The organism is Faecalicatena sp. Marseille-Q4148, assembly GCA_018228665.1.
In the GTDB taxonomy this organism is placed as follows: domain Bacteria; phylum Bacillota; class Clostridia; order Lachnospirales; family Lachnospiraceae; genus UBA9414.
The window spans coordinates 190,692-217,261 of the sequence record CP073692.1; the positions used below are offsets into that span (position 1 = coordinate 190,692).

The 26,570-nt window shown below is 42.2% G+C and carries 21 protein-coding genes and 1 tRNA gene; 15 read left to right on the plus strand and 7 right to left on the minus strand.

Going from position 1 to position 26,570, the window contains the following annotated elements; all coding sequences use genetic code 11:
- Nucleotides 1-15: 15 nt before the first annotated feature.
- A complete protein-coding gene (locus tag KFE17_00945; GenBank protein QUO32364.1) occupies nucleotides 16-1,467 on the minus strand; it encodes a L,D-transpeptidase/peptidoglycan binding protein in 1,452 nt (483 codons plus the stop codon).
- A gap of 370 nt (nucleotides 1,468-1,837) precedes the next feature.
- On the opposite strand from KFE17_00945, the gene infC reads away from it, so the two are divergent.
- The 7 genes from infC to pap all read left to right on the plus strand — a co-directional run bounded on the left by infC (nucleotide 1,838) and on the right by pap (nucleotide 8,586).
- The gene (infC, locus tag KFE17_00950; protein QUO32365.1) at nucleotides 1,838-2,332 is read left to right on the plus strand and encodes a translation initiation factor IF-3; all 495 of its coding nucleotides are present in this window, start codon (nucleotides 1,838-1,840) and stop codon (nucleotides 2,330-2,332) included.
- 55 nt (nucleotides 2,333-2,387) lie between these two features.
- Nucleotides 2,388-2,585, plus strand: a complete 198-nt coding sequence (gene rpmI, locus KFE17_00955; protein QUO32366.1) for a 50S ribosomal protein L35 — start codon at nucleotides 2,388-2,390, stop codon at nucleotides 2,583-2,585.
- Between the two features lie 30 nt (nucleotides 2,586-2,615).
- Nucleotides 2,616-2,972 carry a 50S ribosomal protein L20 gene (gene rplT / locus KFE17_00960; protein QUO32367.1) on the plus strand — a complete coding sequence of 119 codons (357 nt, stop codon included), beginning with the start codon at nucleotides 2,616-2,618 and terminating at the stop codon, nucleotides 2,970-2,972.
- 193 nt (nucleotides 2,973-3,165) lie between these two features.
- Nucleotides 3,166-3,250: transfer RNA gene (locus KFE17_00965), tRNA-Leu, on the plus strand.
- A 149-nt stretch (nucleotides 3,251-3,399) separates the two neighbouring features.
- Nucleotides 3,400-5,172 (plus strand): ABC transporter ATP-binding protein, encoded by a 1,773-nt coding sequence (locus tag KFE17_00970; GenBank protein QUO32368.1) that lies wholly within the window; start codon nucleotides 3,400-3,402, stop codon nucleotides 5,170-5,172.
- Between the two features lie 6 nt (nucleotides 5,173-5,178).
- Nucleotides 5,179-7,008 carry an ABC transporter ATP-binding protein gene (locus KFE17_00975; GenBank protein ID QUO32369.1) on the plus strand — a complete coding sequence of 610 codons (1,830 nt, stop codon included), beginning with the start codon at nucleotides 5,179-5,181 and terminating at the stop codon, nucleotides 7,006-7,008.
- A gap of 66 nt (nucleotides 7,009-7,074) precedes the next feature.
- Nucleotides 7,075-8,586, plus strand: a complete 1,512-nt coding sequence (gene pap / locus KFE17_00980; protein QUO32370.1) for a polyphosphate:AMP phosphotransferase — start codon at nucleotides 7,075-7,077, stop codon at nucleotides 8,584-8,586.
- Nucleotides 8,587-8,627: 41 nt separating this feature from the next.
- Here pap and KFE17_00985 read toward each other — a convergent pair whose 3' ends face one another.
- Entirely contained in the window at nucleotides 8,628-9,977 is a 1,350-nt protein-coding gene (locus KFE17_00985; GenBank protein ID QUO32371.1) for an MATE family efflux transporter, read from the minus strand.
- Nucleotides 9,978-10,177: 200 nt separating this feature from the next.
- Between KFE17_00985 and KFE17_00990 the strand changes: the two genes are divergently transcribed.
- The 6 genes from KFE17_00990 to KFE17_01015 all read left to right on the plus strand — a co-directional run bounded on the left by KFE17_00990 (nucleotide 10,178) and on the right by KFE17_01015 (nucleotide 17,423).
- A complete protein-coding gene (locus KFE17_00990) occupies nucleotides 10,178-11,182 on the plus strand; it encodes a deoxyguanosinetriphosphate triphosphohydrolase (protein QUO32372.1) in 1,005 nt (334 codons plus the stop codon).
- Nucleotides 11,183-11,278: 96 nt separating this feature from the next.
- Nucleotides 11,279-13,054 carry a DNA primase gene (gene dnaG / locus KFE17_00995; protein QUO32373.1) on the plus strand — a complete coding sequence of 592 codons (1,776 nt, stop codon included), beginning with the start codon at nucleotides 11,279-11,281 and terminating at the stop codon, nucleotides 13,052-13,054.
- A 60-nt stretch (nucleotides 13,055-13,114) separates the two neighbouring features.
- Entirely contained in the window at nucleotides 13,115-14,233 is a 1,119-nt protein-coding gene (gene rpoD / locus KFE17_01000) for an RNA polymerase sigma factor RpoD (protein ID QUO32374.1), read from the plus strand.
- An 8-nt stretch (nucleotides 14,234-14,241) separates the two neighbouring features.
- Nucleotides 14,242-14,940 carry an SAM-dependent methyltransferase gene (locus tag KFE17_01005; GenBank protein QUO32375.1) on the plus strand — a complete coding sequence of 233 codons (699 nt, stop codon included), beginning with the start codon at nucleotides 14,242-14,244 and terminating at the stop codon, nucleotides 14,938-14,940.
- A gap of 5 nt (nucleotides 14,941-14,945) precedes the next feature.
- Nucleotides 14,946-15,740 carry a Nif3-like dinuclear metal center hexameric protein gene (locus KFE17_01010; GenBank protein ID QUO32376.1) on the plus strand — a complete coding sequence of 265 codons (795 nt, stop codon included), beginning with the start codon at nucleotides 14,946-14,948 and terminating at the stop codon, nucleotides 15,738-15,740.
- Nucleotides 15,741-15,755: 15 nt separating this feature from the next.
- Nucleotides 15,756-17,423, plus strand: a complete 1,668-nt coding sequence (locus KFE17_01015) for a nucleoside kinase (protein QUO32377.1) — start codon at nucleotides 15,756-15,758, stop codon at nucleotides 17,421-17,423.
- Between the two features lie 83 nt (nucleotides 17,424-17,506).
- Here the strand turns inward: KFE17_01015 and KFE17_01020 are convergent, their stop codons facing one another.
- From KFE17_01020 to aroC, 5 genes are all read right to left on the minus strand, one after another.
- A complete protein-coding gene (locus tag KFE17_01020) occupies nucleotides 17,507-18,388 on the minus strand; it encodes an RluA family pseudouridine synthase (GenBank protein ID QUO32378.1) in 882 nt (293 codons plus the stop codon).
- 15 nt (nucleotides 18,389-18,403) lie between these two features.
- Nucleotides 18,404-20,290 (minus strand): extracellular solute-binding protein, encoded by a 1,887-nt coding sequence (locus KFE17_01025; GenBank protein ID QUO32379.1) that lies wholly within the window; start codon nucleotides 20,288-20,290, stop codon nucleotides 18,404-18,406.
- Complete coding sequence (locus KFE17_01030) at nucleotides 20,290-21,171, minus strand: ABC transporter permease (GenBank protein QUO33575.1); 882 nt, start codon at nucleotides 21,169-21,171, stop codon at nucleotides 20,290-20,292. The genes KFE17_01025 and KFE17_01030 overlap by 1 nt, the downstream gene beginning before the upstream one ends.
- Before the next feature lie 10 nt (nucleotides 21,172-21,181).
- The gene (locus KFE17_01035; protein QUO32380.1) at nucleotides 21,182-22,255 is read right to left on the minus strand and encodes an ABC transporter ATP-binding protein; all 1,074 of its coding nucleotides are present in this window, start codon (nucleotides 22,253-22,255) and stop codon (nucleotides 21,182-21,184) included.
- 93 nt (nucleotides 22,256-22,348) lie between these two features.
- On the minus strand, nucleotides 22,349-23,458 hold the full coding sequence (gene aroC / locus KFE17_01040) for a chorismate synthase (protein ID QUO32381.1): 1,110 nt from the start codon (nucleotides 23,456-23,458) through the stop codon (nucleotides 22,349-22,351).
- Between the two features lie 195 nt (nucleotides 23,459-23,653).
- Here aroC and KFE17_01045 point away from each other — a divergent pair, with 195 nt between their 5' ends.
- Entirely contained in the window at nucleotides 23,654-25,345 is a 1,692-nt protein-coding gene (locus tag KFE17_01045) for a L,D-transpeptidase/peptidoglycan binding protein (GenBank protein ID QUO32382.1), read from the plus strand.
- 20 nt (nucleotides 25,346-25,365) lie between these two features.
- Nucleotides 25,366-26,499 (plus strand): tRNA guanosine(34) transglycosylase Tgt, encoded by a 1,134-nt coding sequence (gene tgt / locus KFE17_01050; protein QUO32383.1) that lies wholly within the window; start codon nucleotides 25,366-25,368, stop codon nucleotides 26,497-26,499.
- Nucleotides 26,500-26,570: the final 71 nt, after the last annotated feature.

The following is a 26,570-nucleotide window of genomic DNA, read 5'->3' on the forward strand; positions in this document are numbered from 1 at the left end:
ATTCGTCACGCATCATCAGTTATGAATAATGACGGGATCTCCTACAGAAATCATATCATAAAAGGCGGCAGCATCGGAAGGACGCATATTAATACATCCGTGAGAACCGTAATAAAGATATCTGGAGCCTCCGAAAGCTGTCTGCCAGTCGGCATCATGGAATCCGATGCCGGTTCCGGTAACTCTTGCCCAGTATTTAACAGGCTGCCGGTAAGAAGGCTCGTTGGTAATAGGATCCGGAGCGCCGATCAACGTTTTGTTGCGGAGTTTTTCCATGATAAAGAAAACGCCTGTCGGTGTTTCTTTTTCAGGAATGGGTTCACCGGTTACAACATCACACTCAAAGACAACAGTATTGTTCTGAAGATACCACATATGCTGTTCAGTCAGATCTACCTCGATATAAGTATTACCCCAGTCCGGATTGGCATGGGCAGCAGCCGTCTGCACATAAGCGGGCTCTTTCGTGACAGATTGACCGCTCTCAAGAATGGAGAGGATATATTCTATTTCAGCGGCCTCATCTACAGACCAGCCATAAGTTCCTCCGGAGACAACTGCATTTTTGCCGGTCGGTGTTGTAAAAGTACGTTCAGAACGAAGTGTATCATACCGTGTACCAAAATCGCGATAAAATGCGGTCACTGCATCACGGTTCACAGAGACGTTCATGTTTTCATCCCAAGTCAGCCAGGAGGAAATAACAGATTTGTCGATCACTTCTGTCTGATTGCCAATCTGGTATGTAATAGAAGTGCTGCAGTATTGATTTAAAATACGACAGGCTTCCTGTACAGCTTTTGAGTTAGCGGTATATTTCGGCTTCTGATAACAATGCTGTTCGAGCAGATTAACCGTTGGAGTGAGCGTGGTAACTGCATGGTCAATCGTTTTACGGAGTTGTTCCGGATTTATCTCATTGCCATAGACTTCCGGTTTGATCACGAAAGTGTCACCGTTAAATTCTGGTTCAGCAGATGCAGAAGGGATGAGTGTTTCCGGACTCGGAGGTACGAAAGAGAGCAGCACAGAATCCATTGCTTCTATATTATATGTAACATTTAAAGGGACTGTCAGATGCTGCGTGCGCCACAGATAAGCTGGCCAGGCGAATACCGGCTGTTCATCAAAGATCGTCTGAATAGCCTTGTTGCCATCATAAGCAAGAGAAATGGAAGCGCTGTCAATCACTGTGGTGCTTCCATCTGCAAGCTGAAGTGTTAATTGATAATCACGAATCTGATTACGGAAATATTTTGTGACGTTTTCGCATGTATTGTTAGAAAATGGAATGTTGTTAATTGTTGTACCTGGAAGAAGATGAAAAGAAAAATAGATTGCCATCCCGAAATAAAAAACAGCAGTCAGTATAAAAAGAATCATATAAGCCGGATGAGGCTGACGGTGTTTAGCTGTTCTTTTCATAGGCTTGCGGTGTAAAGCTTTTTTTCTTGCACAGTGTTTCATAAGAATATCTCCTATTATAGAATGTAATTGATTTTTGATTAGAGGTACTTTATAATAATCTACGATAACATATATTTATCACACAATTATCTCAATAAGATTAAAAAAATATTTCATATAAAATTAGAAAAACACTTGACAGTTATATATGTATGTGATAACATATGACGTGCATGAGAAAAGAAAGCAGAGTATCCACTCTCACCTTAGCACAAGTGAGTGACTAATGGTTTGATATTGATATAATAGTATCTGAACAGAAGGATAGTATTATGGAAGTATATGTGGATAGTTTGTCTATCCGCTTTTTTTATGCCTGGTAATGAAAGCATAGAGATTATGATGGGGGTGCACTACAATTAGCGAATTAATGATCAACGAACAAATCAGAGACAAAGAAGTCCGTCTTATTGGAGAAAATGGAGACCAGCTTGGGATTATGTCTGCGAGAGAAGCTATGAAGCTTGCGCAGGAAGCGGAACTGGATCTGGTTAAAATTGCTCCGACAGCAAAACCGCCGGTTTGCAAAATTATTGATTACGGAAAGTATCGTTATGAACAGGCGAGAAAAGAAAAGGAAGCAAAGAAAAAACAGAAGACTGTCGAAGTAAAGGAAGTGCGTCTGTCACCAAACATCGAAGGAAATGACTTAAACACAAAGGTGAACAATGCGAGAAAATTCCTCGAAAAAGGAAATAAGGTAAAAGTTACACTTCGTTTCCGTGGAAGAGAGATGGCGCATATGCAGACAAGTAAGCATATTCTTGATGATTTCGCAGAATTGTTGAAAGATGTTGCATCTATTGAAAAACCTGCTAAGCTTGAAGGCAGAAGCATGAGTATGGTTTTAACTGAAAAACGTTAAAAATAAATTATTTACAGGTTTACAAAAGTGAACCAAAATGAAGGAGGAACACATTATGCCAAAAATAAAAACAAGCAGAGCTGCTGCAAAACGTTTCAAAGTAACAGGTACAGGAAAATTAAAAAGAAACAAAGCTTATAAGAGCCATATCTTAACAAAGAAATCAGCTAAGAGAAAAAGAAATCTTAGACATGCAACAATCACAGATGCTACTAACGTAAAGAACATGAAGAAGATTTTACCATATCTGTAGGTAATGGAAAGATTGAAGGAGGATTAAGAGATGGCAAGAATTAAAGGCGGAATGAACGCAAAGAAGAAACACAATAGAACATTAAAGCTGGCAAAAGGTTACAGAGGAGCCAGATCAAAACAGTATAGAGTTGCAAAACAGTCTGTAATGAGAGCACTTACAAGTGCATACGCAGGAAGAAAACAGCGTAAACGTCAGATGAGACAGTTATGGATTGCCCGTATCAATGCTGCAGCTAGAATGAATGGATTATCTTACAGCAAGATGATGCATGGATTAAAATTAGCAGGTGTTGAAATCAACAGAAAAATGCTTGCTGAATTAGCAGTAAATGATGCACAGGGATTTGCAGCTTTAGCAGAGACTGCAAAATCAAAATTAGCTTAATTGAAGTTTAACTTCATAGGGGTTTGATTTACGTCAAATTGTTTTGAGGGCGACTCCCTTTCGGGGAGTCGTTGGATTGCCCCAAACCTTTGCATACAGCAGCTACAGAAAAAAATAAAAAAATAAAAAAATTAAAAAAGTAGTTGACATATGCAAGAATATATAGTATTATATACAAGTACCGATGAGGCACGCGGAAGTGTCGGAACTGGCAGACGAGCAAGACTAAGGATCTTGTGATCAATGCGATCGTGTGGGTTCAAGTCCCATCTTCCGCACTATATGAAAAGAGTATTGCATATGCAATACTCTTTTTTCGTGCATTTATGAAACATAAATATTCTTTTGCGTGTCAAGATCAGCTGGCATCCAAAAAATATTATGTAAAAATGATATATAAGAAAAGGTAAGTGAAAAGGAGGATATCATGAAGGGGAAGGCAAAAGTTATCTTACGTTTTTTAAAAGGAAATACACATTTTTTTGTATTAGCCCTTATATTTTCAATGGGCAATACAGTATTGAATGCGATTATTCCACAGATCATTCGAACGAGTGTAGATTCTATTCTCGGAAGTGAGCCGCTTCCGCAGAGCCTGAAAGTGTTTGCTGATCCAGGGACAATGCTGACTGCCGCAGCAACAGCGGTTATTATCATCGCATGTCTGAATATGCTTTGCAATTATTGGGCGAGAACATTTACCGCAAAAGGATCTGAGCATTTTGTGAAAGATTTTAGAGATACGTTGTTTGCACATATCCAGACGCTGCCCTTTGAGTGGCATACAAAGCACCAGACCGGAGAGATTATTCAGAGATGTACTTCGGATGTAGAAGTGGTTAAAAACTTTATCACGAATCAGCTGCTGGAAGTATTTCGTATTTGCTTTTTGATTTTATTCTCAGTCAGTGTAATGCTTTCAATGAGTGTGAAGATTACGATGATCGCAATTATATTTATTCCGGTTATTGTGCTTTATTCCGGCTATTTTTATGGAAAGATCGGAAATAAATTTCTGGATGCAGATGAGGCGGAAGGACGGCTTTCTACACAAGTGCAGGAAAACCTTACTGGTGTCCGTGTCGTTCGGGCTTTTGGACGGGAGCGTTATGAAACGGAACGGTTTCAGGAAAAAAATATTGATTTTTCTAATATGTGGATCCGTCTTGGGAAGATTATGAGTCTGTACTGGGGAACAGGAGATTTGATTACTGGTCTTCAGGTGATGTTGATTATCACACTGGGAACAATTTCAACAGTGAATGGAAATATTACGCTGGGAGAATTTTTGGCGTTGGTGTCTTACAATGCGACATTGATCTGGCCGGTAAGAAGTCTCGGCCGTGTACTTTCGGAAATGAGTAAAGCAGGAGTTTCTATTGACCGTCTGGCATACATATTAGACAGTGAATCAGAGAAAGATGCTCCGGGCGCATGCACACCTCCGATGAATCAGGATATTCATTTTGAACATGTGACATTTGGATACGAAGAGGGGCAGCCAATTGTAAAAGACTTGAATTTTACTATTGAAGCAGGCAAAACATTTGCCATCCTGGGAACGACAGGAAGCGGTAAAAGTACGCTTGTACATTTGATTAACAGTTTATATGAATTGAAAGAAGGAGAAGGAAGGATTTTAATCGGAGATACCGATATCCGAAATATTCAGAAAAGTTATCTTAGAAAACATGTGGGACTTGTACTGCAGGAACCGTTTCTCTATTCCCGGACAATTCAGGAAAATATCAGTATTACATTGGAGGAAGCGACTCTGGGAGAAATTAAGAAAGCTTGTGAGATTGCATGTGTAGACAGCGCCATCGACAGTTTTACAGATGGTTATGACACCATTGTAGGAGAGAGGGGAGTAACACTTTCCGGAGGTCAGAAGCAGAGAGTTGCGATTGCCCGGATGCTGATGCAAAATGCAGATATTATGATTTTTGACGATTCGCTTTCAGCAGTGGACACAGAGACAGATATTAAGATTCGTACAGCGCTGAAAGAACGGATGAATCAGGCGACGGTAATTTTGATCTCTCATCGAATTACTACGCTGATGCAGGCAGATAAGATTATGGTACTTTCGGATGGAAAAATTACAGAAATGGGATCTCATGAAGAATTAATGGAACTTGGAGGAACTTATCGGAAGATCCATGATATTCAGATGGGACAGCAGGAAGAAGGGAGGTAATTAACAATGAAGATAGAAGAAAAAGAATACAGCAGTGAATTTGATTTAAAAATCTGGAAACGATTGCTTCCGTTTTTTAAACCATTTTATAAAACATTTGCGATCGTATTGTTTTTTAATCTTGTATGTGCGCTTATCGATATTATGCTGCCGCTGTTTCAGCGGTATGCAGTAGATGAATTTATTGAAGCAGGTACGGTAGAACATATATGGAGATTCGCCGCTGTTTATGGCGTTGTAATTCTAATACAGTCGCTGAGCGTAATTGTATTTACAAGGGGTTCTACAAGGATTGAGCTGAATCTCTTAAGAGATATGAGATTTGCATGTTTTAAACATTTGCAGACATTGTCATTTTCTTATTATAATGTGACGCCGGTAGGATATATTCTGGCCCGCGTTATGAGCGATACGGGAAGAATCAGCGGATTAATTGCATGGAATCTTGTAGATATTTTATGGGCGCTGACTTATGTGATCGGCGTACTGATCGCTATGTCATTTTTGAATTTCAAATTGGCGCTCTGGGTAATTCTGATTGTTCCGTTTATTGTGTTCCTGACCGGATATTTTCAGAAACGGATTCTGCACTGGAACAGAAGAATACGAAAACAGAATTCGAAAATTACCAGTGCCTATAATGAAGGGATTATGGGAGCAAAGACGTCCAAAACGCTTGTGATTGAGGGGAAAAACACGCGGGAATTCCGGGAAGTAACAGCGGATATGAGAATGAGCGGTATCCGCGGGGCAAGACTAAATGCGGTCTATATTTCCCTGATCGTACTCTTTGGATCGGTGGCTACAGCAATCATTCTTAAGAATGGAGGAATGATGGTGCTTGATCATGCGCTTGAGATCGGAACACTGTCGGCTTTTACGGCGTACGCGGTCAATTTGTTTGAGCCTATCCAGCAGATTGCCCGAAACCTGTCCGAATTAATTTCAGCTCAGGCGAATATTGAGCGGGTAATGGGACTTCTCGATGAGGAACCACAGATCCGCGATACAAAAGAAGTTACAGAGACTTATGGAGATGTGTTTGAACCGAAAACAGAAAATTTTGAGCCAATCCGCGGGGAGATTGAGTTTGAACATGTATCTTTCAAATATCCGGATGGAAACGAATATATTTTGAAAGATTTTAATCTAAAGGTACCGGCAGGAACAACAGTGGCAATTGTTGGAGAAACAGGAGCCGGAAAGAGTACCATTGTAAATCTTGTCTGCAGATTTTTTGAACCGACAAAGGGCAGAATCTTAATTGATGGACGAGACTACCGGGAACGAAGTCAGCTATGGCTTCACAGCCATATTGGATATGTACTTCAGAATCCACATCTGTTTTCCGGAAGTGTCATGGAAAATATTCGTTATGGACGTTTGGAAGCAACAGATGAAGAAGTAAAAGCGGCGGCAGCAAGAGTATCTGCGGATAAAGTCGTGCGACATTTGGAACAGGGGTGGAATAGTGATGTTGGAGAAGGCGGAGATTCCCTTTCTACAGGAGAAAAGCAGCTTGTTTCTTTTGCCCGCGCAGTATTGGCAGATCCGGATATTTTCATTCTTGATGAGGCTACAGCTTCTATCGATACAGAGACAGAGCAGTTAATTCAGGAAGCAGTTGACTATCTGCTTCAGGATCGGACTTCTTTTATCATTGCACACCGCCTTTCCACGATCAGGCAGGCAGACATTATTCTTGTCGTTCAAGACGGAGATATTATTGAGCGGGGAAGCCACGAAGAATTAATGGCAAAGAGAGGCCATTATTATGATCTGTATACGCACCAGTTCAGAAAAGAACTGGAAAAAGATTCCGTTAAGAATTCATAGAAAATTTTCTGAAAAAAGCGTATAATTATCCTCAAAGATGCAGATGAATAAAGACAGGAGGATATTATGCTGGAGAAAATTGACTTAACAAAGAAAATGGACAAAGATGACTATCAAAAGCGGGTATCACAGCTTGGACAGCGGCTCGGTGAACTGCAGCGCTTGTGCAGACAGCTTGATATCCCGGTCATGATTGTATTTGAGGGCTATGATGCTTCCGGAAAAGGAGTTCAGATTGGTCGGATGATTCAGAATCTGGATCCAAGAGGTTTTCGGGTTTATGCAGTAAAAAATGAGACGGAAGAAGAACGGATGCATCCGTTTTTGTGGAGATTCTGGGATAAGATGCCGGCGAATGGCAATATAAGCATTTTTGACAGCAGCTGGTATCAGAAAGTATTGGCAGAACGCTTTGAAAAAAAGTCAGATGAGCATACGGTAGAGAATGCTTTTCGTTCCATACTGTCATTTGAACGTCAGATTACAGATGGCGGTATGGTATTGATTAAATTGTTTTTGGATATTGATAAGAAAGAGCAGAAACAACGGTTTGAGAAGTTGGAAAAATCTAAAGAGACTGCCTGGCGTGTGACGAAAGAAGACTGGAAGCGGAACAGAGCTTTTGAACAATATGAAGCGCTGAATGAAGAGATGCTGCAGAAAACAGATACCGATTATGCACCGTGGAATATTGTAGAAGCAGTTGATAAGAGATTTGCAGAGGTAAAGATCTTAACAATTGTGAATAAAGCGTTGGAAACAGCGGCAAAAAGAGTTCAGAAAGAACGCATTCAGGAAGAAGAACATCAGAAAGCGGAAGACAGCCTGTGGAAAGAGCTGGAAGTATCCACGCTTTCAAAAACAGATCTGTCACTGACTTGTCCGAGGGAGACATATAAAAAGAAATTAAAAAAACTTCAGAAAAAAATCTCATTGCTTCATAATGAATTATATCGCAGAAGGATTCCGGTTGTGATTGGATTTGAAGGATGGGATGCCGGAGGAAAAGGAGGGGCTATCCGGAGGTTGACAGCGAAGATGGATCCGAGAGGATTTGTTGTCAATCCGGTCTGTGCGCCGAATGATATCGAGAAAGTACATCATTATCTTTGGAGATTTTGGAAAACAATGCCAAAAGCCGGACACATTGCAATCTATGACCGGACATGGTATGGGCGGGTTATGGTAGAAAGGATTGAAGGATTCTGCACCGAACAGGAATGGAAACGCGCTTATCGGGAAATTAATGATATGGAGAAAGACCTGGCAGACGCAGGTGCAATTGTGCTGAAGTTCTGGATGCATATTGATCAGGAAGAACAGGCAAAGCGCTTCCGTGAGCGTCAGGAGAATCCGGAAAAACAGTGGAAGATTACGGAAGAAGACTGGCGTAACCGTGAGAAATGGGATGCCTACGAAGAAGCAGTAAATGAAATGCTGATCCGCACTTCTACGCCATATGCGCCGTGGATTGTTGTAGAAGGCAATGACAAGCGTTTTGCAAGAATCAAGGTGCTGGAGACAGTGGCAGATGCAATCGAAAAGCGTATTGCCAAAGAGAAAAATAAAGAATCATAATAAAAAAGCTTCCTTCCAAGATGCGGAGGGAAGCTTTTTCGTTAAGGAGCAGTTTCTTCTGAGATTGGCATTTTATGTTTCATGATATAAAAATACATGACAATAAGAAGTGCTCCGGCAAGAATCCAGGCGGCAGGACTTGCAAGACAGATGCCGAGATAACTTGCATGGCGGGAAGCAATGACGGCAGTAACGCCTCGTCCAATCAATTCGGCAATTCCCGCCATCATCGGAAGAAGTCCAAATCCCATTCCCTGAATTCCGTTCCGGTAGAGATTGACTACCGCTAATGGAATGAAGAAGATGCCGACACATTTCAGATAAATATCTACTGCATCCATAATTTCTCCAATATTTCCTGAGACAAAGAAAACCGTCATATATTTGCCGACAGTCATGATGAGAAGTCCGCTGAGGATGGCGTAAACAAAACTCATCCAGGTAGCAGCGCGAAATCCCTGCCGGATTCGTTTGACTTTGCCGGCTCCCATGTTCTGGGCAGAATAGACAGAAAGAGTAGTTCCCATAGCGATAAACGCCTGTGTTACAACCTGTTCAATCTTACATGCAGCTGTGAAAGCGGCAACCATAGTAGAGCCAAGAATATTAAGAGCAGACTGTACCATAAGCGTACCGATGGCTGTGATTGAATACTGGAAAGCCATCGGAAGTCCAATGGTCAGCTGAAATTTTACAACAATCCAGTCTATACGCCAGTCATCTTTTGTCATCTTCAGAATAGGTACTTTCTTAATAATATAAATCAGGCAAAGAACGCCGGAAAGCCCCTGGGAGATGACGGTGGCGTAGGCTGCTCCGGCTGCACCCAGATGAAAGCCGATAATGAAGACAAGATCCAGGACAATATTCATAAGGGCTGCAAAAATCAAAAAGTAAAGAGGAACCTTGCTGTTTCCAAGGGCTCTTAAAATACTGGAGAGCAGATTATAGAGAATCTGTGCTACAATCCCGCCGCAGATGATCATAATATATACATATGCATCATGGAAAATGTCTTGCGGTGTATTCATTACTGTCAAAAGGGATTTCATTCCCGCCATACTGATGATTGTAATAAGAATTGAAATGATGGCAGAGAGAATCCCGGACATGGCTACAGATTTTCGCATTCCGGCAAGATCACCGGCTCCAAAGCGCTGGGCAGTCAGGACAGTAAAACCGGCAGTCATACCAATCAGGCTGGTTACAATGAGAAACATGATCGTACCGGTGGAACCAACGGCAGCCAACGCTTTTGTACCTACGAACTTACCGACGATGACGGTATCTGCCATACTGTAAAACTGTTGAAATACATTTCCGAGAAATAAAGGGATTGTAAAATTCAGTATCATCTTTGCCGGGCTTCCGGCAGTCATATCTTTTTCCATAGTATCACCCTTCTTAAATTTATTTTGTATAAAAATTCCAGAAGCTATTATAAAGGAAAATGGTTCATAGATTCAAGATTTTTTTGGGGAAAAATAAAAAAAATAAAGAGGGGATCATTTGCATAAAGAAGGAATTTCGCTATAATAAGAGTAATGGGAGAGTATCGTGTAAAAAGAAACGTACGGAAAGGAGCGAGTGTATGACGATCCGGGAACAGCTTGAAAAAAGAGAATATGAATACTTGAGTCTTTATGCTATGAAAAGCAAAGACTCACAGGGAAGAAAACGGGAGGAGCCACAGTGCGATATCCGACCGGTGTTTCAACGGGATCGTGACCGGATTCTTCACTCAAAGGCATTTCGCAGGCTGAAGCAGAAAACACAGGTATTTCTTCAGCCGAAAGGAGATCACTACCGAACACGGCTGACGCATACACTGGAAGTATCGCAGAATGCGCGAACGATTGCCAAGGCATTGCGGCTTAACGAAGATCTGGCAGAAGCAATCGCACTGGGACATGATCTTGGGCACACACCGTTTGGGCATGCAGGAGAGCGTGCGCTGAATGCAGTCTGTCGGGAAGGCTTTTCGCACAATAAGCAGAGTATCCGAGTGGTAGAAAAGCTTGAAAAGCAGGGACAGGGGCTGAATTTGACTTATGAAGTGCTGGATGGAATACTAAATCATAAGACAAGCGGAACTCCTCACACGCTGGAGGGACAGATTGTACGTCTGTCAGATAAGATTGCTTACATCAATCATGATATTGATGATGCAGTCCGGGGCGGGGTTCTTGTGGAAGCAGATATACCGGAAATGTACAGGCGTGTGCTTGGCGAAACATCTTCTGAACGGTTAAATACGATGGTACATAATGTGATTGTCAACAGTATGAACCGCCCATTTATCAGAATGTCCCCGGATATTGAGGAAGCAACGATGGGGCTGAGAAAATTTATGTTTCAGCATGTGTATCAAAATCCGGTGGCAAAGGGAGAAGAAGAAAAGGCAGTTCATATGATTCAAAGTCTGTATCATTTCTATGAGACGCATATCGAAAAGCTTCCGGATAAATATCTGGCCATGATCGATGCGGGGGAGCATCGGGAGCGGGTGATCTGTGATTATATCGCAGGTATGACGGACACTTATGCGATTAAAATCTTTCAGGAAAATTTTATTCCAGAATCTTGGAATTTTTAAAGGAAATCACGAACTTTTGTCGAATATAATATATAGAGGGGATTTTTATCAGGATCTTCTCAAAATTCAGCGTAAATAAGCGGAAAGGAGACAGTGGTGTACTATTCTGATGAGATTATTGAAGAAGTGCGATCCAGAAATGATATTGTAGATGTGATTTCCGGATATGTAAAACTTCAGAAAAAAGGAAGTTCATATTTTGGGCTGTGTCCATTCCATAATGAGAAATCTCCGTCATTTTCTGTGAGCCGGGAGAAGCAGATGTATTACTGCTTCGGATGTGGAGCAGGTGGAAACGTATTTACCTTTATTATGGAGTATGAGAATTTTACTTTTGTGGAAGCTCTGAAAATGCTTGCCGAGCGGGCAGGAATCGATCTTCCGGAAGTAGAGTATTCTCAGGAGGCGAAAGCAAAGGCAGATCTGCGAATGCAGCTTCTGGAGATCAATAAGCTGGCTGCCAAGTATTATTATGCACAATTAAAATCAGAACATGGACAGCAGGCGTACCGCTATCTGAAAGATCGGGAGCTGAGTGATGAGACAATTGTTGCATTTGGGCTTGGTTATTCTAACAAATACAGCGATGATCTGTACCGCTATCTGAAAATGAAAGGCTATTCGGATACATTGCTCCAACAGGCGGGACTCATTACGATCGATGAACGAAATGGCGTTTATGATAAGTTTTGGAATCGTGTTATGTTTCCGATCATGGATGTGAATAATAAAGTAATTGGATTTGGCGGCAGAGTCATGGGAGATGCAAAGCCAAAATATCTTAACTCCCCGGAGACGCCGATTTTTGATAAAAGCCGGAATCTGTATGGACTGAACCGCGCCAGAACATCAAGAAAGCCGTATTTTCTGATCTGTGAGGGGTATATGGATGTGATCTCGCTGCATCAGGCAGGATTTAGTAATGCGGTGGCATCACTTGGAACGTCACTGACGGCAGGACATGCACAGCTGATCAAACGGTATGTCAATGAAGTCTATCTGACTTACGACAGCGATGAAGCCGGTACAAAGGCTGCATTGCGGGCAGTCCCGATTTTAAAAGAAGCGGGAATTACAGCGAAAGTGATCCGAATGGATCCTTATAAAGATCCGGATGAATTTATCAAACATCTCGGTGCACAGGCATTTGAAGAGAGAATCCAGAAAGCGCGAAATGGCTTCCTGTTTTCGCTGGAAGTATTGGAACGCAGTTATGATATGAATTCTCCTGAAGGGAAAACGGAATTTATAAGGGAAGCTGCAAGGCGTCTTGGCGAGTTTGAAGAAGAGATTGAGCGCAATAACTATATCGAGGCGGTAGCCGGAATTTATCATACCGGTTATGAGGAACTTCGAAAGCTTGTGGCGAAGATGGCGATTCAGAGCGGACTTGCCGCACCCGTCAAAAAGCCATTAACAGCACAGGGAAAAGACCATATGCGGGAAGATGGAAATATGACTTCTCAGAAGTTATTATTGACATGGCTGATAGAGGATGAAAGTCTGTTTGAGCAGATTGGACGTTATATCCAGCCGGGAGATTTTACAACCGAATTGTATCATACAGTGGCAGAACTTCTGTATGAGCAGCATGATGCCGGTGAAGTGAATCCGGCAAGGATCATGAATCATTTTACAGATGAGGAAGAACACCGGCAAGTGGCGGCTTTATTCCACACAAAAATTCGGGAACTTACTACGAAAGAAGAGCAGGAAAAAGCTCTGAAGGAAACAATCATTCGTGTAAAACAACATAGCGTAGAGTATGCGACACAGCATCTTGCGCCTACTGATATCGGAGGACTTCAGCGTTTAATGGAAGAAAAGAAGGCGCTTCAAGACCTTTCAAGACTGCATATTTCTATTAATTGAGGATAAAATATAAACAGAGCTTTTTTCGGAGTTCCGAAGAAAGCAGAGAGGAAGGAACACATGGAGGAGAATACCGTAAAACTGCAGGAAAAACTAAAAGAACTTCTTGCACTCGGCAAAAAGAAGAAAGGAATTCTGGAACTGCAGGAAGTGAATGATTTCTTTGCAGATATGGAATTGAATTCGGACCAGATGGAGAAGATTTTTGAATATCTGGAAGCAAAGAATATTGATGTACTGCGTATCAGCGATGATACAGATGATCTGGATGTAGACGATCTTGATATGGTGCTGTCAGAAGAAGATGACGTAGATATGGAGAAGATTGATCTGTCTGTTCCGGATGGAATCAGTATTGAAGATCCGGTCCGTATGTATCTGAAAGAAATCGGTAAAGTACCGCTTCTGAGTGCCGAGGAAGAAATTGAGCTTGCAAAACGTATGGCAGATGGAGATGAAGATGCGAAAAAACGTCTTGCAGAGGCCAATCTTCGTCTTGTTGTAAGTATTGCAAAGCGTTATGTAGGGCGTGGAATGCTGTTTCTTGATTTGATCCAGGAGGGAAATCTTGGTCTGATTAAGGCAGTAGAAAAGTTTGATTATCAGAAAGGATTTAAGTTCAGTACTTATGCGACATGGTGGATTCGTCAGGCAATTACCCGTGCGATTGCTGATCAGGCAAGAACAATCCGTATTCCGGTGCATATGGTGGAGACGATTAATAAATTAATCCGTGTTTCCCGTCAGTTACTTCAGGAACTCGGAAGAGAACCTACGCCGGAGGAAATTGCAGAAGAGATGGATATGCCGGTGGAACGTGTCAGAGAAATTCTGAAGATCTCACAGGAACCGGTATCTCTTGAGACACCGATCGGTGAAGAAGAAGACAGCCATCTTGGAGACTTTATTCAGGATGATAATGTACCGGTGCCGGCAGAGGCAGCGGCAGCCACACTTCTGAAAGAACAGCTCAGCGAAGTACTCAACACATTGACAGAACGTGAGCAGAAAGTATTACGTCTTCGCTTTGGAATGAATGACGGACGCGCCAGAACACTGGAAGAAGTCGGCAAGGAATTTGATGTTACCCGTGAACGAATTCGTCAGATTGAGGCAAAGGCGCTTAGAAAGCTCCGTCATCCGAGCCGCAGCCGTAAGCTTCGGGATTATCTGGATTAGAGGAAACAATGGAACTGTCAAAACGATTAGCCGCAGTAGCGGCGCTTGTAGACGCCGGAAGCAGGCCGGCAGATATTGGAACAGATCATGCATACATTCCAATCTGGCTTGTAGAAGAGGGAATCTGTCAGAAAGCATTCGCTATGGATGTTGGAAAAGGACCTCTTGAGCGTGCAAGAGAACACATTACCGGTCATGGACTTGGTAATTACATAGAAACAAGATTGTCAGACGGACTGGGAGCGCTTGCGCCGGGGGAGGCTGACTGTATGATTGCCGCCGGAATGGGCGGCAATCTTATCATAAAGATTCTGGAAGAAGGCTGCAGTGTACTGGAAGAGATGAATACTTGTATTTTGCAGCCGCAGTCGGAGCTTGCGAAAGTTCGGAAATATCTCTGCGAACATGGATATTGCAGCGTGGCTGAGAATATGGTAAAAGAAGACGGAAAATATTATCCGATGATGAAAGTAAGAAAAGGCTGTGAAGAACCTTATCGTGAGGAAGAGTATTGCTATGGACGTTTATTATTAAAGGAAAAACATCCGGTGCTGCGTGAATTTCTTGAAAAAGAACGCCGTACAAAACAAGAGATTCTTCAGGAGCTTCAGAAACTTCCGGGAGAGCATGTGAAAACAAGAATAGAAGTATTACAGCATGAGATTCTCGTCATAGAGAATGCCTGCCGAATGTATGAACAGGAGTAGAAGAGATGCTTTGCAGAGAAATTACAGCGAAGATTGAAGAAACCTTTCCAAAAACAGCAGCATGTTCCTGGGATAATGTGGGATTGCTGGCAGGCCGGAAAGAAAAAGAAGTGAAAAGACTGTATTTGGCGTTGGATGCGACAGATGAGGTGATCGAACATGCAGCAGCGTGGAAGGCTGATCTGCTTGTGACACATCACCCGCTTTTGTTTTCTTCAATCAAACGGATTACCGATGATGATTTTATCGGAAGACGATTACTGCGTTTAATCCGGGAAGATATTTCCTATTACGCCATGCACACGAATTATGATGTTATGAGAATGGGGGAAGCAGCGGCAGAGAGACTTTTGCTGACAGATACAGAACCGTTAGAGGTGACGCTGCAGATGGAAGAAAAAGGCAGTGTGAAAGAGAAAGGAATCGGCTGCATAGGGATGCTGCCGGAGCGTATGTCTTTAGAAAGGTGTGCAGCACAGGTAAAGAAAATCTTTGCATTGCCCGATGTAAGAAGTTTTGGAGATCGGCAAAAGCAGATAAAAAAGGTTGCAGTCGTTCCGGGATCAGGGAAAGATGAAATTAGCGAAGCGGTTGAAAAAGGCGCTGATGTGCTGATTACTGGAGATATTGGCCATCATGACGGGATTGATGCAGTAGCCAGAGGACTTGCAGTCATTGACGCAGGGCACTATGGACTGGAACATATTTTCATGGATGAAATGGAACAGTTTTTTAAAAGGAACTGGTCTGAGTTTGAGATTAGGAAAGAGCCGATTACACATCCATTTTGGAGTTTATAGACCGTAAGGAGGTAGTTGCAGATGGAGCTTTATACAGTCATTGTAGACGGGGAAGAGAGACAATATGAGGCGGGAACCACATATCAGCAAATTGCAGAGGAGTTCCAGGACAGATATGAGAATGATATTGTACTCGTATTTGCGGATGGAAAGCTCCGGGAACTGCGGAAAAATGTAAAAAGAAACTGTGCCATTTCCTTTGTGACAACATCAGAGGAAATCGGAATTCAAACATACCGCAGAAGTATGTGTCTGATGCTTGTAAAAGCGGTACATGATGTTGGCGGCCAGGATCAGGTAAAGAAAGTGAGAATCCATTACTCGGTCAGCAAAGGATACTATTGTACCGTAGAAGGCAATCTGAAACTGGATCAGGCATTTCTTGATCAGGTAGAAGAATATATGCAACATATGGTCGAACAGCGGATGCCGATCAAAAAGCGTTCCATCAGTACGGACAATGCGGTGGATTTATTTGAAAAGTACGGCATGACAGATAAAGCAAAGTTATTTGAATACCGCAGAAGTTCCAGTGTGAACATTTACCGTATGAACGAATTCGAGGATTACTACTATGGATATATGGTGCCGGATGCCGGATATCTGAACTATTTCAAGTTATATTTGCTGGAAGAGGGATTTGTACTCCAGATGCCGGAAGCATCATCTCCGAAAAAGGTACTGGATTTTGAACCTCAAATGAAGCTTTTTCAAGTATTGAAAGAATCTACCAGATGGGGAGACATGCAGAACATTGAAAATGTAGGAGATCTCAATGAACGTATTACAAAAGGTGACGAGCATGAAGCGATTCTCGTGCAGGAAGCGCTGCAGGAAAAGAAAATAGCTGAAATTGCAACAATGATCGCAGAGAGGTCTCAAGTGAAATTTGTTCTGATTGCAGGACCTTCCTCCTCCGGAAAGACTACTTTTGCCAAACGTCTGGCGATTCAGCTCCGTGTGAATGGTTTGATCCCGCATGCGATCAGTGCGGATGACTATTTCCACAATCGGGAAGATACTCCGTTGGATGCAGATGGGAACTATAATTTTGAATGTATTGAAGCAATCGATACCGAATTGTTGAATCGGGATTTGAATGAATTGCTGAAAGGGAAAGAAGTTGCCATGCCGACCTTTAATTTTAAGACAGGCAAACGAGAATATCGGGGCAATACGATGAAATTAGGTAAGAATGATGTTCTGATTATTGAAGGAATTCATTGTCTGAATGATGCACTGACATATGAGCTTCCAAAAGAGAATAAATTCAAAATCTATATCAGTGCGCTGACGCAGTTAAATATTGATGAGCATAACCGGATTCCGACAACAGACGGACGTTTGATCCGGCGTATGGTAAGAGATGCAAGAACAAGAGGAACAACCGCACAGCAGACCATTGCTATGTGGCCTTCCGTCAGACGGGGAGAGGAAGAGAATATCTTTCCGTATCAGGAAGAGGCAGATGTGATGTTTAATTCTGCGCTAATCTATGAACTGGCTGTACTGAAACAATATGCCGAACCGATTCTTTTTGGAATTGATAAGCACTGTAAAGAGTATCCGGAGGCGAAACGCCTTTTGAAGTTTCTGGATTATTTTGTGGGATGTCGAAGTGAGATTGTGCCAACCAATTCTCTCATCCGTGAATTCATTGGCGGAAGCTGCTTCGAGGCATAGAAAAGTGAAAATACAAAAATACCGCTGCATCGGAACTTATGTTTCCGGAAGTCAGCGGTATTTTTATGAACATTTCCAATCGTTTATAAGAAAACTTTCATATCATCAGGAATTGGCGCCTGAAATGCCATTGGTTCTCCTGTAATAGGATGTTGGAAGGACAGTTTAAAAGAATGAAGTGCCTGCCGGTGAATCCGTGAATAGTCCGGATGATAGAGAAAATCGCCCGGAAGAGGGTGCCCGATATATTTCATATGGACACGGATCTGATGGGTTCTTCCTGTCTCAAGCTTTAATGAGACGAGAGAATATCCATCTTTATAGGAAATACGTTTGAAATGAGTACAGGCAGTTTCCCCTCGTTCTTCGTCAACACAGCGTTCAATGGTAGAGCCTTCTGCCCGGGCAATCGGAGCAGTAATGGTTCCCTCTTCCGGAACTTCTCCTTCGGCAATTGCAAGATAAGTCCGGCTGATCTTTCGCTCAGCAGACATATGATAGAGCAAAGAAGCACTGTACATATGTTTTGCTACGATGAGAAGTCCTGTTGTGTCTTTGTCCAGTCGATTGATACACCGGTAAGTAAAAGGTTCGCCAAGTGAGCGATAGTGCCATGCCAGTGCATTGGCCAGTGTATTGTCATAATTTCCCTGAGAGGGGTGAATTGGCATGCCTGCAGGCTTATTGATCACAAGGAGATCTTCGTCTTCATAGATGATATTCAGAGGAAGGTCTGCAGGAACGATATTTTCAGAAGAGACATTTTCCACAAGCTGAATGGTCAGATAGTCATTCGTGTGAAGAATATCCCATGTATGTGCCCAGACTCCGTTCAGAAGGATTCCGTTCATCGTTCGTTTCAGGTGCGTAATAACCTGATGGGAGTACCCCTCTGCTTTTAGGAAGTCAAGCAGAGGGGTATTATTAAATTTCAGTGGAATCGTGTAGTAAAATATTCGCTTCATTTGGAAACTCCCGTATTAATTGGATTTTACCTCTCTCCAGAGTTCATTGTAAATATCATTTGTTTCATCGCCGAGATAAGAAAAGGTTTCACAGCGGTCTAAAATCTCCGGGCCAGGGAAAGCAATCGTGTTATTTCGAAGAGCTTCATCTTCAATCAGTGCACGAGCGGCTTCATTTGGCGTAGAGTAGGTAATGTAGTCAAAGTTCATTTTCGCAATGTCAGGACGGCAGAGGAAATTGATAAATGCTTCTGCATTTTCCTTATGTTTTGCATTTTTTGGGATAACCCAGGAATCGATCCAGACATTAGAGCCTTCTTTTGGAACTACATATTCCAAATCCTTATTTTCATTCTGTGTATAAATCGCTTCTCCGGAATAAATGACGCCAATCGCTGCTTCATTTCCGATCATTTTATCGCGCACCTGGTCAATGACATAGGCCTGTACAAGCGGCTTTTGTTCAATCAAAAGATCTCTGGCAGCAGTCAGTTCATCAAGGTCTGCAGAATTTAAAGAGTGACCGGAGAGCTTTAATGCAACGGCGAAAGCATCCCGGACGCTGTCCTGCATCAGAATGTTATCTCTGTATTTCTCATCCCAAAGAACAGACCAGCTGTCAATTGGTTCATCTACCATTGTTTTATTGTAGAGAATACCGATAGTACCCCAGCAGTAAGGAACAGAATACTTATTTTCCGGATCAAACTGCTGTGAAGTTTTCATATAGGTAGAACCGATATTTTTGATATTTGGAATGTTGTCGAAGTTAATTTCTGCCAGCAGATCATTTTCAATCATGCGCTGGATCATGTAATCCGAAGGGCAGACAACATCATAGGCAATGGCGCCGGACTGTACCTTTGGATACATAATCTCATTTGTTTCAAACTCTTCGTAAACAACATTGATTCCGGTTTCTTCTTCAAAGAGTGTGATTGTTTCCGGATCCAGGTATTCACCCCAGTTGTATACAACAACCTGGTTATCGCCTGTAATCGTTTCTTTTGAACCATAGAAAAATCCGCCGGCGATGATAACAAGTGCCATCACAGCAGGAACAACGCGGCGTAAGAAGATCCGCACCGGTTTTTTCTGCAGAAAATGAGAAAATCTGCGAGAGGTTTTAGACGATTTTGCAGTTGTATCCGGTTCCATATTCACAAGCAGTAAGAGAATTAAAACAGTACCGAATAAAAGGGTGGACAGCGCATACATTTCCGGTTTGATTCCTTTTCGCACTTCGCTGTAGATCTTCGTAGATAATGTATCAATTCCGGGACCTTTCGTGAAGTGTGTAATCACAAAATCATCAAGGGACATTGTAAACGCTAACAGAAAGCCGGAAATAACTCCTGGAAGGATATCCGGGAATACTACTTTAAAAAATGCGTAGAGCGGTGACGCACCGAGATCCAGTGCGGCTTCGTAAGTATAACGGCTTGTCTGTTTTAATTTCGGAAGCACATTAAGTACAACATAAGGAACACAAAAAGTAATATGTGACATTAAGATTGTACCGAATCCGAGATTGATACGTCCCGCAATAAAAAGCAGCATGAGAGAAATTCCCATTACGATTTCACCGTTAAGCATTGGAATGTTTGTGATACCAAGTGTAATCGTTTTGCTCCGCTGCTTCATAGCCTGGATTCCAATGGCAGCCATTGTTCCGAGAACTGTGGCAATTGCGGCTGCCAGTACGGCAATGATGAGTGTGGTATAGAGCGCATTCATGATCTGTTCATTCTGAAAGAGCTGAACGTACCATTTCCCGGTAAAGCCGCCCCATTTTGCGCGGGTTTTGGAATTATTAAATGAAAGAATCATCAATGTGACGATTGGTGCATATAAAAGAAAGAAAATAATTCCTAAATAAGTTTTCTGTAATATTTTTTTCATTAGAATGCCGTACCCTCCCCGTCTTTATCGTATTTGCCGATGATGGCCATACTGATGAGGATGAAGATCATCAGTACAATGGAAAGTCCGCTTCCCACGTTCCAGTTACTGCTCTGCTTAAATTCCTGTTCAATGACATTGCCGATGAGCAGAATTTTACTTCCGCCAAGAAGATCGGAGATGACGAAAGTTGTCAGTGCAGGAATAAATACCATTGTAACTCCGCTGATGATGCCCGGGAGGCTGAGGGGTACAATGATTTTGAAAAATGTCTGTACGTTATTGGCGCCAAGATCTTTTGCGGCGTGGATAACATCTTTGTCAATCTTTACGAGAACATTGTAGATTGGCAATACCATGAACGGCAGGAAATTATATACCATACCGAGAATGATTGCATAAGGCGTATTAATAATTTCCAGCGCCGGAAGGTGGAAGAATCCGAGGATGCTGTTGATGACACCGTTTTTCTCAAGCAGTGTCTGCCATGCAAGCGTACGCAAAAGAAAATTCATCCACATTGGGAGGATGAAGATCAACACAAGAAAATTTGTATGATTTACGTTGGAATTCGCAAGAATCATTGCCAACGGATAGGCAAGGATCAGGCAGATCAAGGTACTGATAAGAGAGAGCAGGAGCGCAAGACCGAGCGCTTTCAAGTTCTCCGGAGTCGTGATCTCAGCAATATTTGCGAACGTAAATGCACCGTCTGCATCGGTCAGTCCGTAATAGAAGATCATCAACAACGGGATGATCGTAAAAGAGACAGACCAGAACAGATATGGGCCGGCGAGATATTTCTTTTTGTTTTTTCCGCATTCATTTTTCCAGCGAAGAAAAATCTCCCGAACCCGATCGGAAAAAAAATCTTTTTTCATAGCGGTTTCGTTATTCTTCAATGTTTACAGCCTCCTCATCTTCAGATTCCGGTTTGTTCATAATCTGGATATCAAATGGATCTACTCGGATTCCAACTTCTGTACCAACCGGAAACATATCGGTACTGTGGACGAGCAGTTCATAATTGTTCGCAGAGACTTCCATCTCATAGTGGACACCTTTGAAAATCAGGTGTGTGACAATTCCGTTAATAACGCCTTCGTTTGGTTTGACGAGATCAATATCTTCCGGGCGAATTACAACATCGACCGGACGGTTGCGTCCAAATCCGGTATCAACACACTCGAAATCTGCGCCGAGGATGTTAACAAGGCGGTCTCGGATCATGCGTCCTGAAATAATATTACTGTCACCGATGAAGTCTGCCACGAAAGCATTTTCCGGTTCATTGTAAATATCTTCCGGTGTACCGATCTGCTGAATATAGCCCTGATTCATGACAACAATGGTGTCGGACATGGTAAGGGCTTCTTCCTGATCATGGGTAACATAAATAAAAGTGATTCCAAGTTCATTTTTCAGTCGGATCAACTCGTACTGCATATCTTGGCGAAGTTTTAAGTCAAGAGCGCCGAGAGGTTCGTCAAGAAGGAGTACCTTTGGTTCATTGACAATCGCTCTTGCAATGGCGATTCGCTGCTGCTGTCCGCCGCTTAGAGAGTCGGCAGAGCGGTTTTCAAATCCATCCAGGTTTACAAGTTTCAATGCATATTTAATCTTATCCTGAATATAGGCTTTCGATTTGCCTTTAATCTTTAATCCAAAAGCAATATTTTCAGCAATTGTCATATGTGTGAAGAGTGCATATTTCTGAAATACGGTATTCAGCTGACGTTTATTCGGAGCAAGATTCGTAATGTCTTTGCCATCGAAAATAACTTTTCCGGAGTCCGGAGTTTCAAATCCGCCAAGAATTCGAAGTAAAGTTGTTTTTCCACATCCACTCGGTCCAAGCAGAGTCAGAAATTCATTCTCCCGGATGTAGAGATTCAATTCATCGAGGACAAGATTATCCCCATAAGATTTAGAAATATTAACAATGTCAATTAATTTATTCGCCACGTGATACCCTCCTGTACATGATAATATGTCAAATGTCTGACTGTTCTGAATAATCTTCTTAAATTATATATGTTTTGTCGAAAAATGCAAGCATTACTGATAGAAACGAAGCAAAGAATCCATGCGGGAGCTCATATTTTTCAAAAGCGCATCAAGAACAGTAATAGCGGCCATAGATTCTATGACGACAACAGCTCTTGGAACGATAATCGGATCATGTCTTCCATGAATACTCAGCTCTATTTCTTCACCGGATGCAGTGACTGTCTTCTGCGGATGTGAAATCGATGGCGTCGGTTTTACAGCAGCCCGGAAACAAATGGTACTGCCATCGCTCATTCCGCCAAGCACTCCTCCGGAATGGTTTGTCCGTTTGGAAATTTTTGGTCCGGATTCTGTCGGTTCAGAGCAGAAAGAATCGTTATGTTCACTTCCCATTGCACAGGCTGCTGTAAAGCCGTCTCCGATTTCAAATCCTTTTACCGCCCCGACAGAGAGAACTGCCTTAGCCAGATTCGCATCCAGTTTTTCAAATACAGGATCGCCAATACCGGAAGGCATTCCGGTAATCTGGCATTCAATAATTCCGCTACAGGAATCTTGACGGGAAATACAGTCGGAAAGATATTCCGATGCCAGGATAGCTTTTTCCTTATGCGGCATATAAAGAGGATTTTCTCCAAGCTGTGAGAAATCATACTCGGATGTTTTGATCACAACAGGACCAATTGCTTTCGTATATGCACAAACGTGGATATTCAATTCTTTAAGAATTTTGGCGGCAATAGCGCCGGCAGCGACACGACCGATTGTTTCCCGTCCGGAAGAACGTCCACCGCCGCGATAGTCCCGGAATCCAAACTTGCTGTCAAAGGTGTAATCAGCGTGTCCGGGCCGATAGCAGTTTTTTAAATTGCCGTAATCTTTGGAATGTTGATCTGTGTTTCTGACAAGAAGAGAGATGGGAGTTCCGGTTGTGCGGCCTTCAAAAACGCCGGAGAGGATTTCTACAGAATCATTTTCTTTTCTTGCAGTAGTAAAACGACTTTGACCGGGTTTTCTCCTATTTAAATAGTGTTGAATATCGCTGGCTTCCAGCAGAAGTCCGGCAGGACAGCCGTCAATAACGACGCCAATGCCGGCTCCGTGGGATTCTCCCCATGTTGTAATTGTAAAAAGTTGTCCGTAAATTGATCCAGACATAAAATCATCCTTTCTGAAGTAATATTTTTCGAATAATTGACAAATATTGTATGTAAATGACATGTTTGTAACAAAATGTTACATTCATTATATAAGATGATAAAAAAACAGGCAATCCTTATTTTGGACTGTACTTTTCGTTTTTTTCGTATTATAATGACCGCATATGGACAGAAATAGTAAGGAGAGTACCGCATGAGCAAGAAGAAAGATATAAAATCTCAAGAAGATATAGATCAGAATTGGCGTGCCCATGAAGATGATTACGACAATTCTGAGGAAGCGTATGAAGACGAATACGATGCTTCTGAGGAAGATGCGTATGAAGACGAGTACGATGATTCTGAGGAAGATGAGTATGAAGACGAGTACGATGATTCTGAGGAAGAAGAATATGAAGAGGATTATGATGATTCTGAGGAAGATGATGAGTTTTCAGACGAAGAAGAATCATATGAAGAAGAGCTTGAAAATTATAAAAAACGAAAAAAACGGCGTAAGATTATCGGGATTACTGTAGGAAGTATTTTGGGTGTGCTTCTGGCAGTTTATTTTGGAGCTGCTTTTTATTTTCAGGAGCACTACTACTTTTTTACAGAGATCAACGGAAAAGATTTTTCCGGGAAAACGGTTGCAGATGTGGAAAAGTATATGGAATCTCAGGTAAGTGGTTACACATTGACATTGAAAGAACTGGATGGAGGACAGGAACAGATTTTAGGTTCCGAAATCGGTCTGAAATATCAGCCGGGCACAGAACTGAAAAAGTATCTTGAGAAACAGAATCCATTTCTATGGCCGCAGGCATTTTGGAAGAAAGATAAAGTTCAGACCAGCATCGGGGTAAAATATGATGAAAATGCTCTGAATGAGAAGATTACATCACTGACGATCATGCAGCCGGAGAATCAGACACCGCCTGTTTCAGCTGTGCCGGTATTTAATGGAACAGAATATGTAATTCAGCCTGAAACATATGGAACACAGGTCAATGATGAAGTATTCCGTACAAAAGTGGCAGAGGCGATTCATCAGTTTCAGCCGATGCTTGAAATGGAATCAGAAGGATGTTATGCAAAACCGCAGTTTACATCACAGTCTCAGGAGGTTGTAGCGGCGAAAGATACGATGAACAGCTATTTGAATGCAGCAATCACTTATGACTTGAACCCGAATACAGAAGTTGTGGATCGAACCCTGATCTCACAGTGGCTTGCTGCCGATGCGAATATGGCAGTTGCGGTAAACAGAGAACAGGTAGCAGCTTATGTCGCTGATCTGGCGGCAAGATATAATACAGTAGGCACAACACGAACAATTCAGACGCCGGCAGGAAAGACAGCTCAGGTATCAGGTGGTTCTTATGGTTGGGAAATCAACCAGGAAGCAGAGATAGAGGCGTTGATTGGGAATATTACAAGAAGTGAACAGGTAACAAGAGAGCCGGAATATAGTCAGAGAGCTGTGATACATGCAGCAAATGACTGGGGAAATACATTTATTGAAGTGGATTTGTCTGCACAGCATATGTGGTATATTGTCGATGGCGCAAGTGCGTTTGAGGCTGATGTAGTTACGGGAAAACCGGATCCAAAACATGCGACGCCGGCTGGAATTTTTTCTATTTTAGAAAAGATGAGAAATAAAGTATTAAAAGGCGAGATACAGGAAAATGGGAAACCGGAATATGAGACGCCGGTAAGTTACTGGATGCGTGTCACATGGACGGGAATCGGCTTTCATGATGCCACATGGCAGTCTTCCTTTGGCGGCACCCGGTATAAAGACGGTTATGGTTCTCACGGATGCATTAACATGACATATAACGGGGCAGCTACCTTGTATGATATGATTTATGTGGGTGTTCCGGTAATCATGCACTATTAGAAAAAGAGGTTAAGTAATTTATGTATCATTTATTGAAAAAAGACGGTCTTGCAAAGCGAGGACGTCTTGAGACAGTTCATGGAGTGATTGAAACTCCGGTATTTATGAATGTAGGAACGATTGCAGCAATTAAAGGCGCTGTTTCTACAGATGATCTCCGTCAGATTGGGACGCAGGTGGAATTATCAAATACGTATCATCTGCATGTGCGTCCGGGAGATGAAATTGTCAAACAACTTGGCGGTCTTCATAAGTTCATGAATTGGGATCGTCCGATTCTGACAGATTCCGGCGGATTTCAAGTATTTTCTCTGGCAAAACTTCGTAAAATTAAAGAAGAAGGTGTTTATTTTAATTCTCATGTGGATGGCCGGAAGATTTTTATGGGTCCGGAGCAGAGCATGCAGATTCAGTCTAATCTGGCATCTACGATTGCAATGGCATTTGATGAATGTCCGTCCAGCGTGGCGACAAGAGAATACATGGAGAATTCAGTTGCCCGTACAACAAGGTGGCTTGCAAGATGTAAAGCAGAGATGCAGCGTCTGAACTCACTGGAAGACACCATTAATAAAAATCAGCTTCTCTTTGGTATTAATCAGGGGGGGATTTATGATGATATTCGCATTGAACATGCGAAGCAGATTTCAGAACTTGATCTGGATGGATATGCTGTCGGAGGACTCGCAGTAGGAGAAACACATGAAGAAATGTACCGCATTTTAGAGTCAGTTGTACCGTATTTACCATCGGATAAGCCTACTTATCTGATGGGAGTGGGAACTCCGGCAAATATTTTAGAAGCAGTAGAAAGAGGCGTAGATTTCTTTGACTGTGTGTATCCTAGCAGAAATGGAAGGCATGGACACGTTTATACAAATCATGGAAAGATGAACTTGTTTAATAAGAAATATGAACTGGATGAACGGCCGATCGAGGAAGGCTGTCAGTGTCCGGCGTGCAGAAGCTATACAAGAGCCTATATCAGACATCTTTTGAAGGCGGGAGAAATGCTTGGAATGCGTCTTTGCGTTCTTCATAATTTATATTTCTATAATCATATGATGGAAGAAATACGTCAGGCGATTGAAGAAGGACGGTATCAGTCTTATAAAAAGGCAAAATTAGCAGGGTTTGAACAGAAAGAAGCATAAATTTTCTATAAAGTCATAATAATTGCTTGATGAAACAGTAAAACTTGTGTATATTAGTAGTAATGCCAATT

What these genes read in the sequence shown, in the direction of transcription:
- tgt (QUO32383.1), top strand. Translation starts at nt 25,366, where the DNA reads ATGTATCATTTATTGAAAAAAGACGGTCTTGCAAAGCGAGGACGTCTT.
- KFE17_00945 (QUO32364.1), bottom strand. Translation starts at nt 1,467, where the DNA reads ATGAAACACTGTGCAAGAAAAAAAGCTTTACACCGCAAGCCTATGAAA.
- infC (QUO32365.1), top strand. Translation starts at nt 1,838, where the DNA reads ATGATCAACGAACAAATCAGAGACAAAGAAGTCCGTCTTATTGGAGAA.
- KFE17_01020 (QUO32378.1), bottom strand. Translation starts at nt 18,388, where the DNA reads ATGAAGCGAATATTTTACTACACGATTCCACTGAAATTTAATAATACC.
- rplT (QUO32367.1), top strand. Translation starts at nt 2,616, where the DNA reads ATGGCAAGAATTAAAGGCGGAATGAACGCAAAGAAGAAACACAATAGA.
- KFE17_00975 (QUO32369.1), top strand. Translation starts at nt 5,179, where the DNA reads ATGAAGATAGAAGAAAAAGAATACAGCAGTGAATTTGATTTAAAAATC.
- KFE17_01025 (QUO32379.1), bottom strand. Translation starts at nt 20,290, where the DNA reads ATGAAAAAAATATTACAGAAAACTTATTTAGGAATTATTTTCTTTCTT.
- pap (QUO32370.1), top strand. Translation starts at nt 7,075, where the DNA reads ATGCTGGAGAAAATTGACTTAACAAAGAAAATGGACAAAGATGACTAT.
- KFE17_00990 (QUO32372.1), top strand. Translation starts at nt 10,178, where the DNA reads ATGACGATCCGGGAACAGCTTGAAAAAAGAGAATATGAATACTTGAGT.
- KFE17_01030 (QUO33575.1), bottom strand. Translation starts at nt 21,171, where the DNA reads ATGAAAAAAGATTTTTTTTCCGATCGGGTTCGGGAGATTTTTCTTCGC.
- KFE17_01005 (QUO32375.1), top strand. Translation starts at nt 14,242, where the DNA reads ATGGAACTGTCAAAACGATTAGCCGCAGTAGCGGCGCTTGTAGACGCC.
- KFE17_00970 (QUO32368.1), top strand. Translation starts at nt 3,400, where the DNA reads ATGAAGGGGAAGGCAAAAGTTATCTTACGTTTTTTAAAAGGAAATACA.
- aroC (QUO32381.1), bottom strand. Translation starts at nt 23,458, where the DNA reads ATGTCTGGATCAATTTACGGACAACTTTTTACAATTACAACATGGGGA.
- KFE17_01010 (QUO32376.1), top strand. Translation starts at nt 14,946, where the DNA reads ATGCTTTGCAGAGAAATTACAGCGAAGATTGAAGAAACCTTTCCAAAA.
- rpmI (QUO32366.1), top strand. Translation starts at nt 2,388, where the DNA reads ATGCCAAAAATAAAAACAAGCAGAGCTGCTGCAAAACGTTTCAAAGTA.
- KFE17_01045 (QUO32382.1), top strand. Translation starts at nt 23,654, where the DNA reads ATGAGCAAGAAGAAAGATATAAAATCTCAAGAAGATATAGATCAGAAT.
- rpoD (QUO32374.1), top strand. Translation starts at nt 13,115, where the DNA reads ATGGAGGAGAATACCGTAAAACTGCAGGAAAAACTAAAAGAACTTCTT.
- KFE17_00985 (QUO32371.1), bottom strand. Translation starts at nt 9,977, where the DNA reads ATGGAAAAAGATATGACTGCCGGAAGCCCGGCAAAGATGATACTGAAT.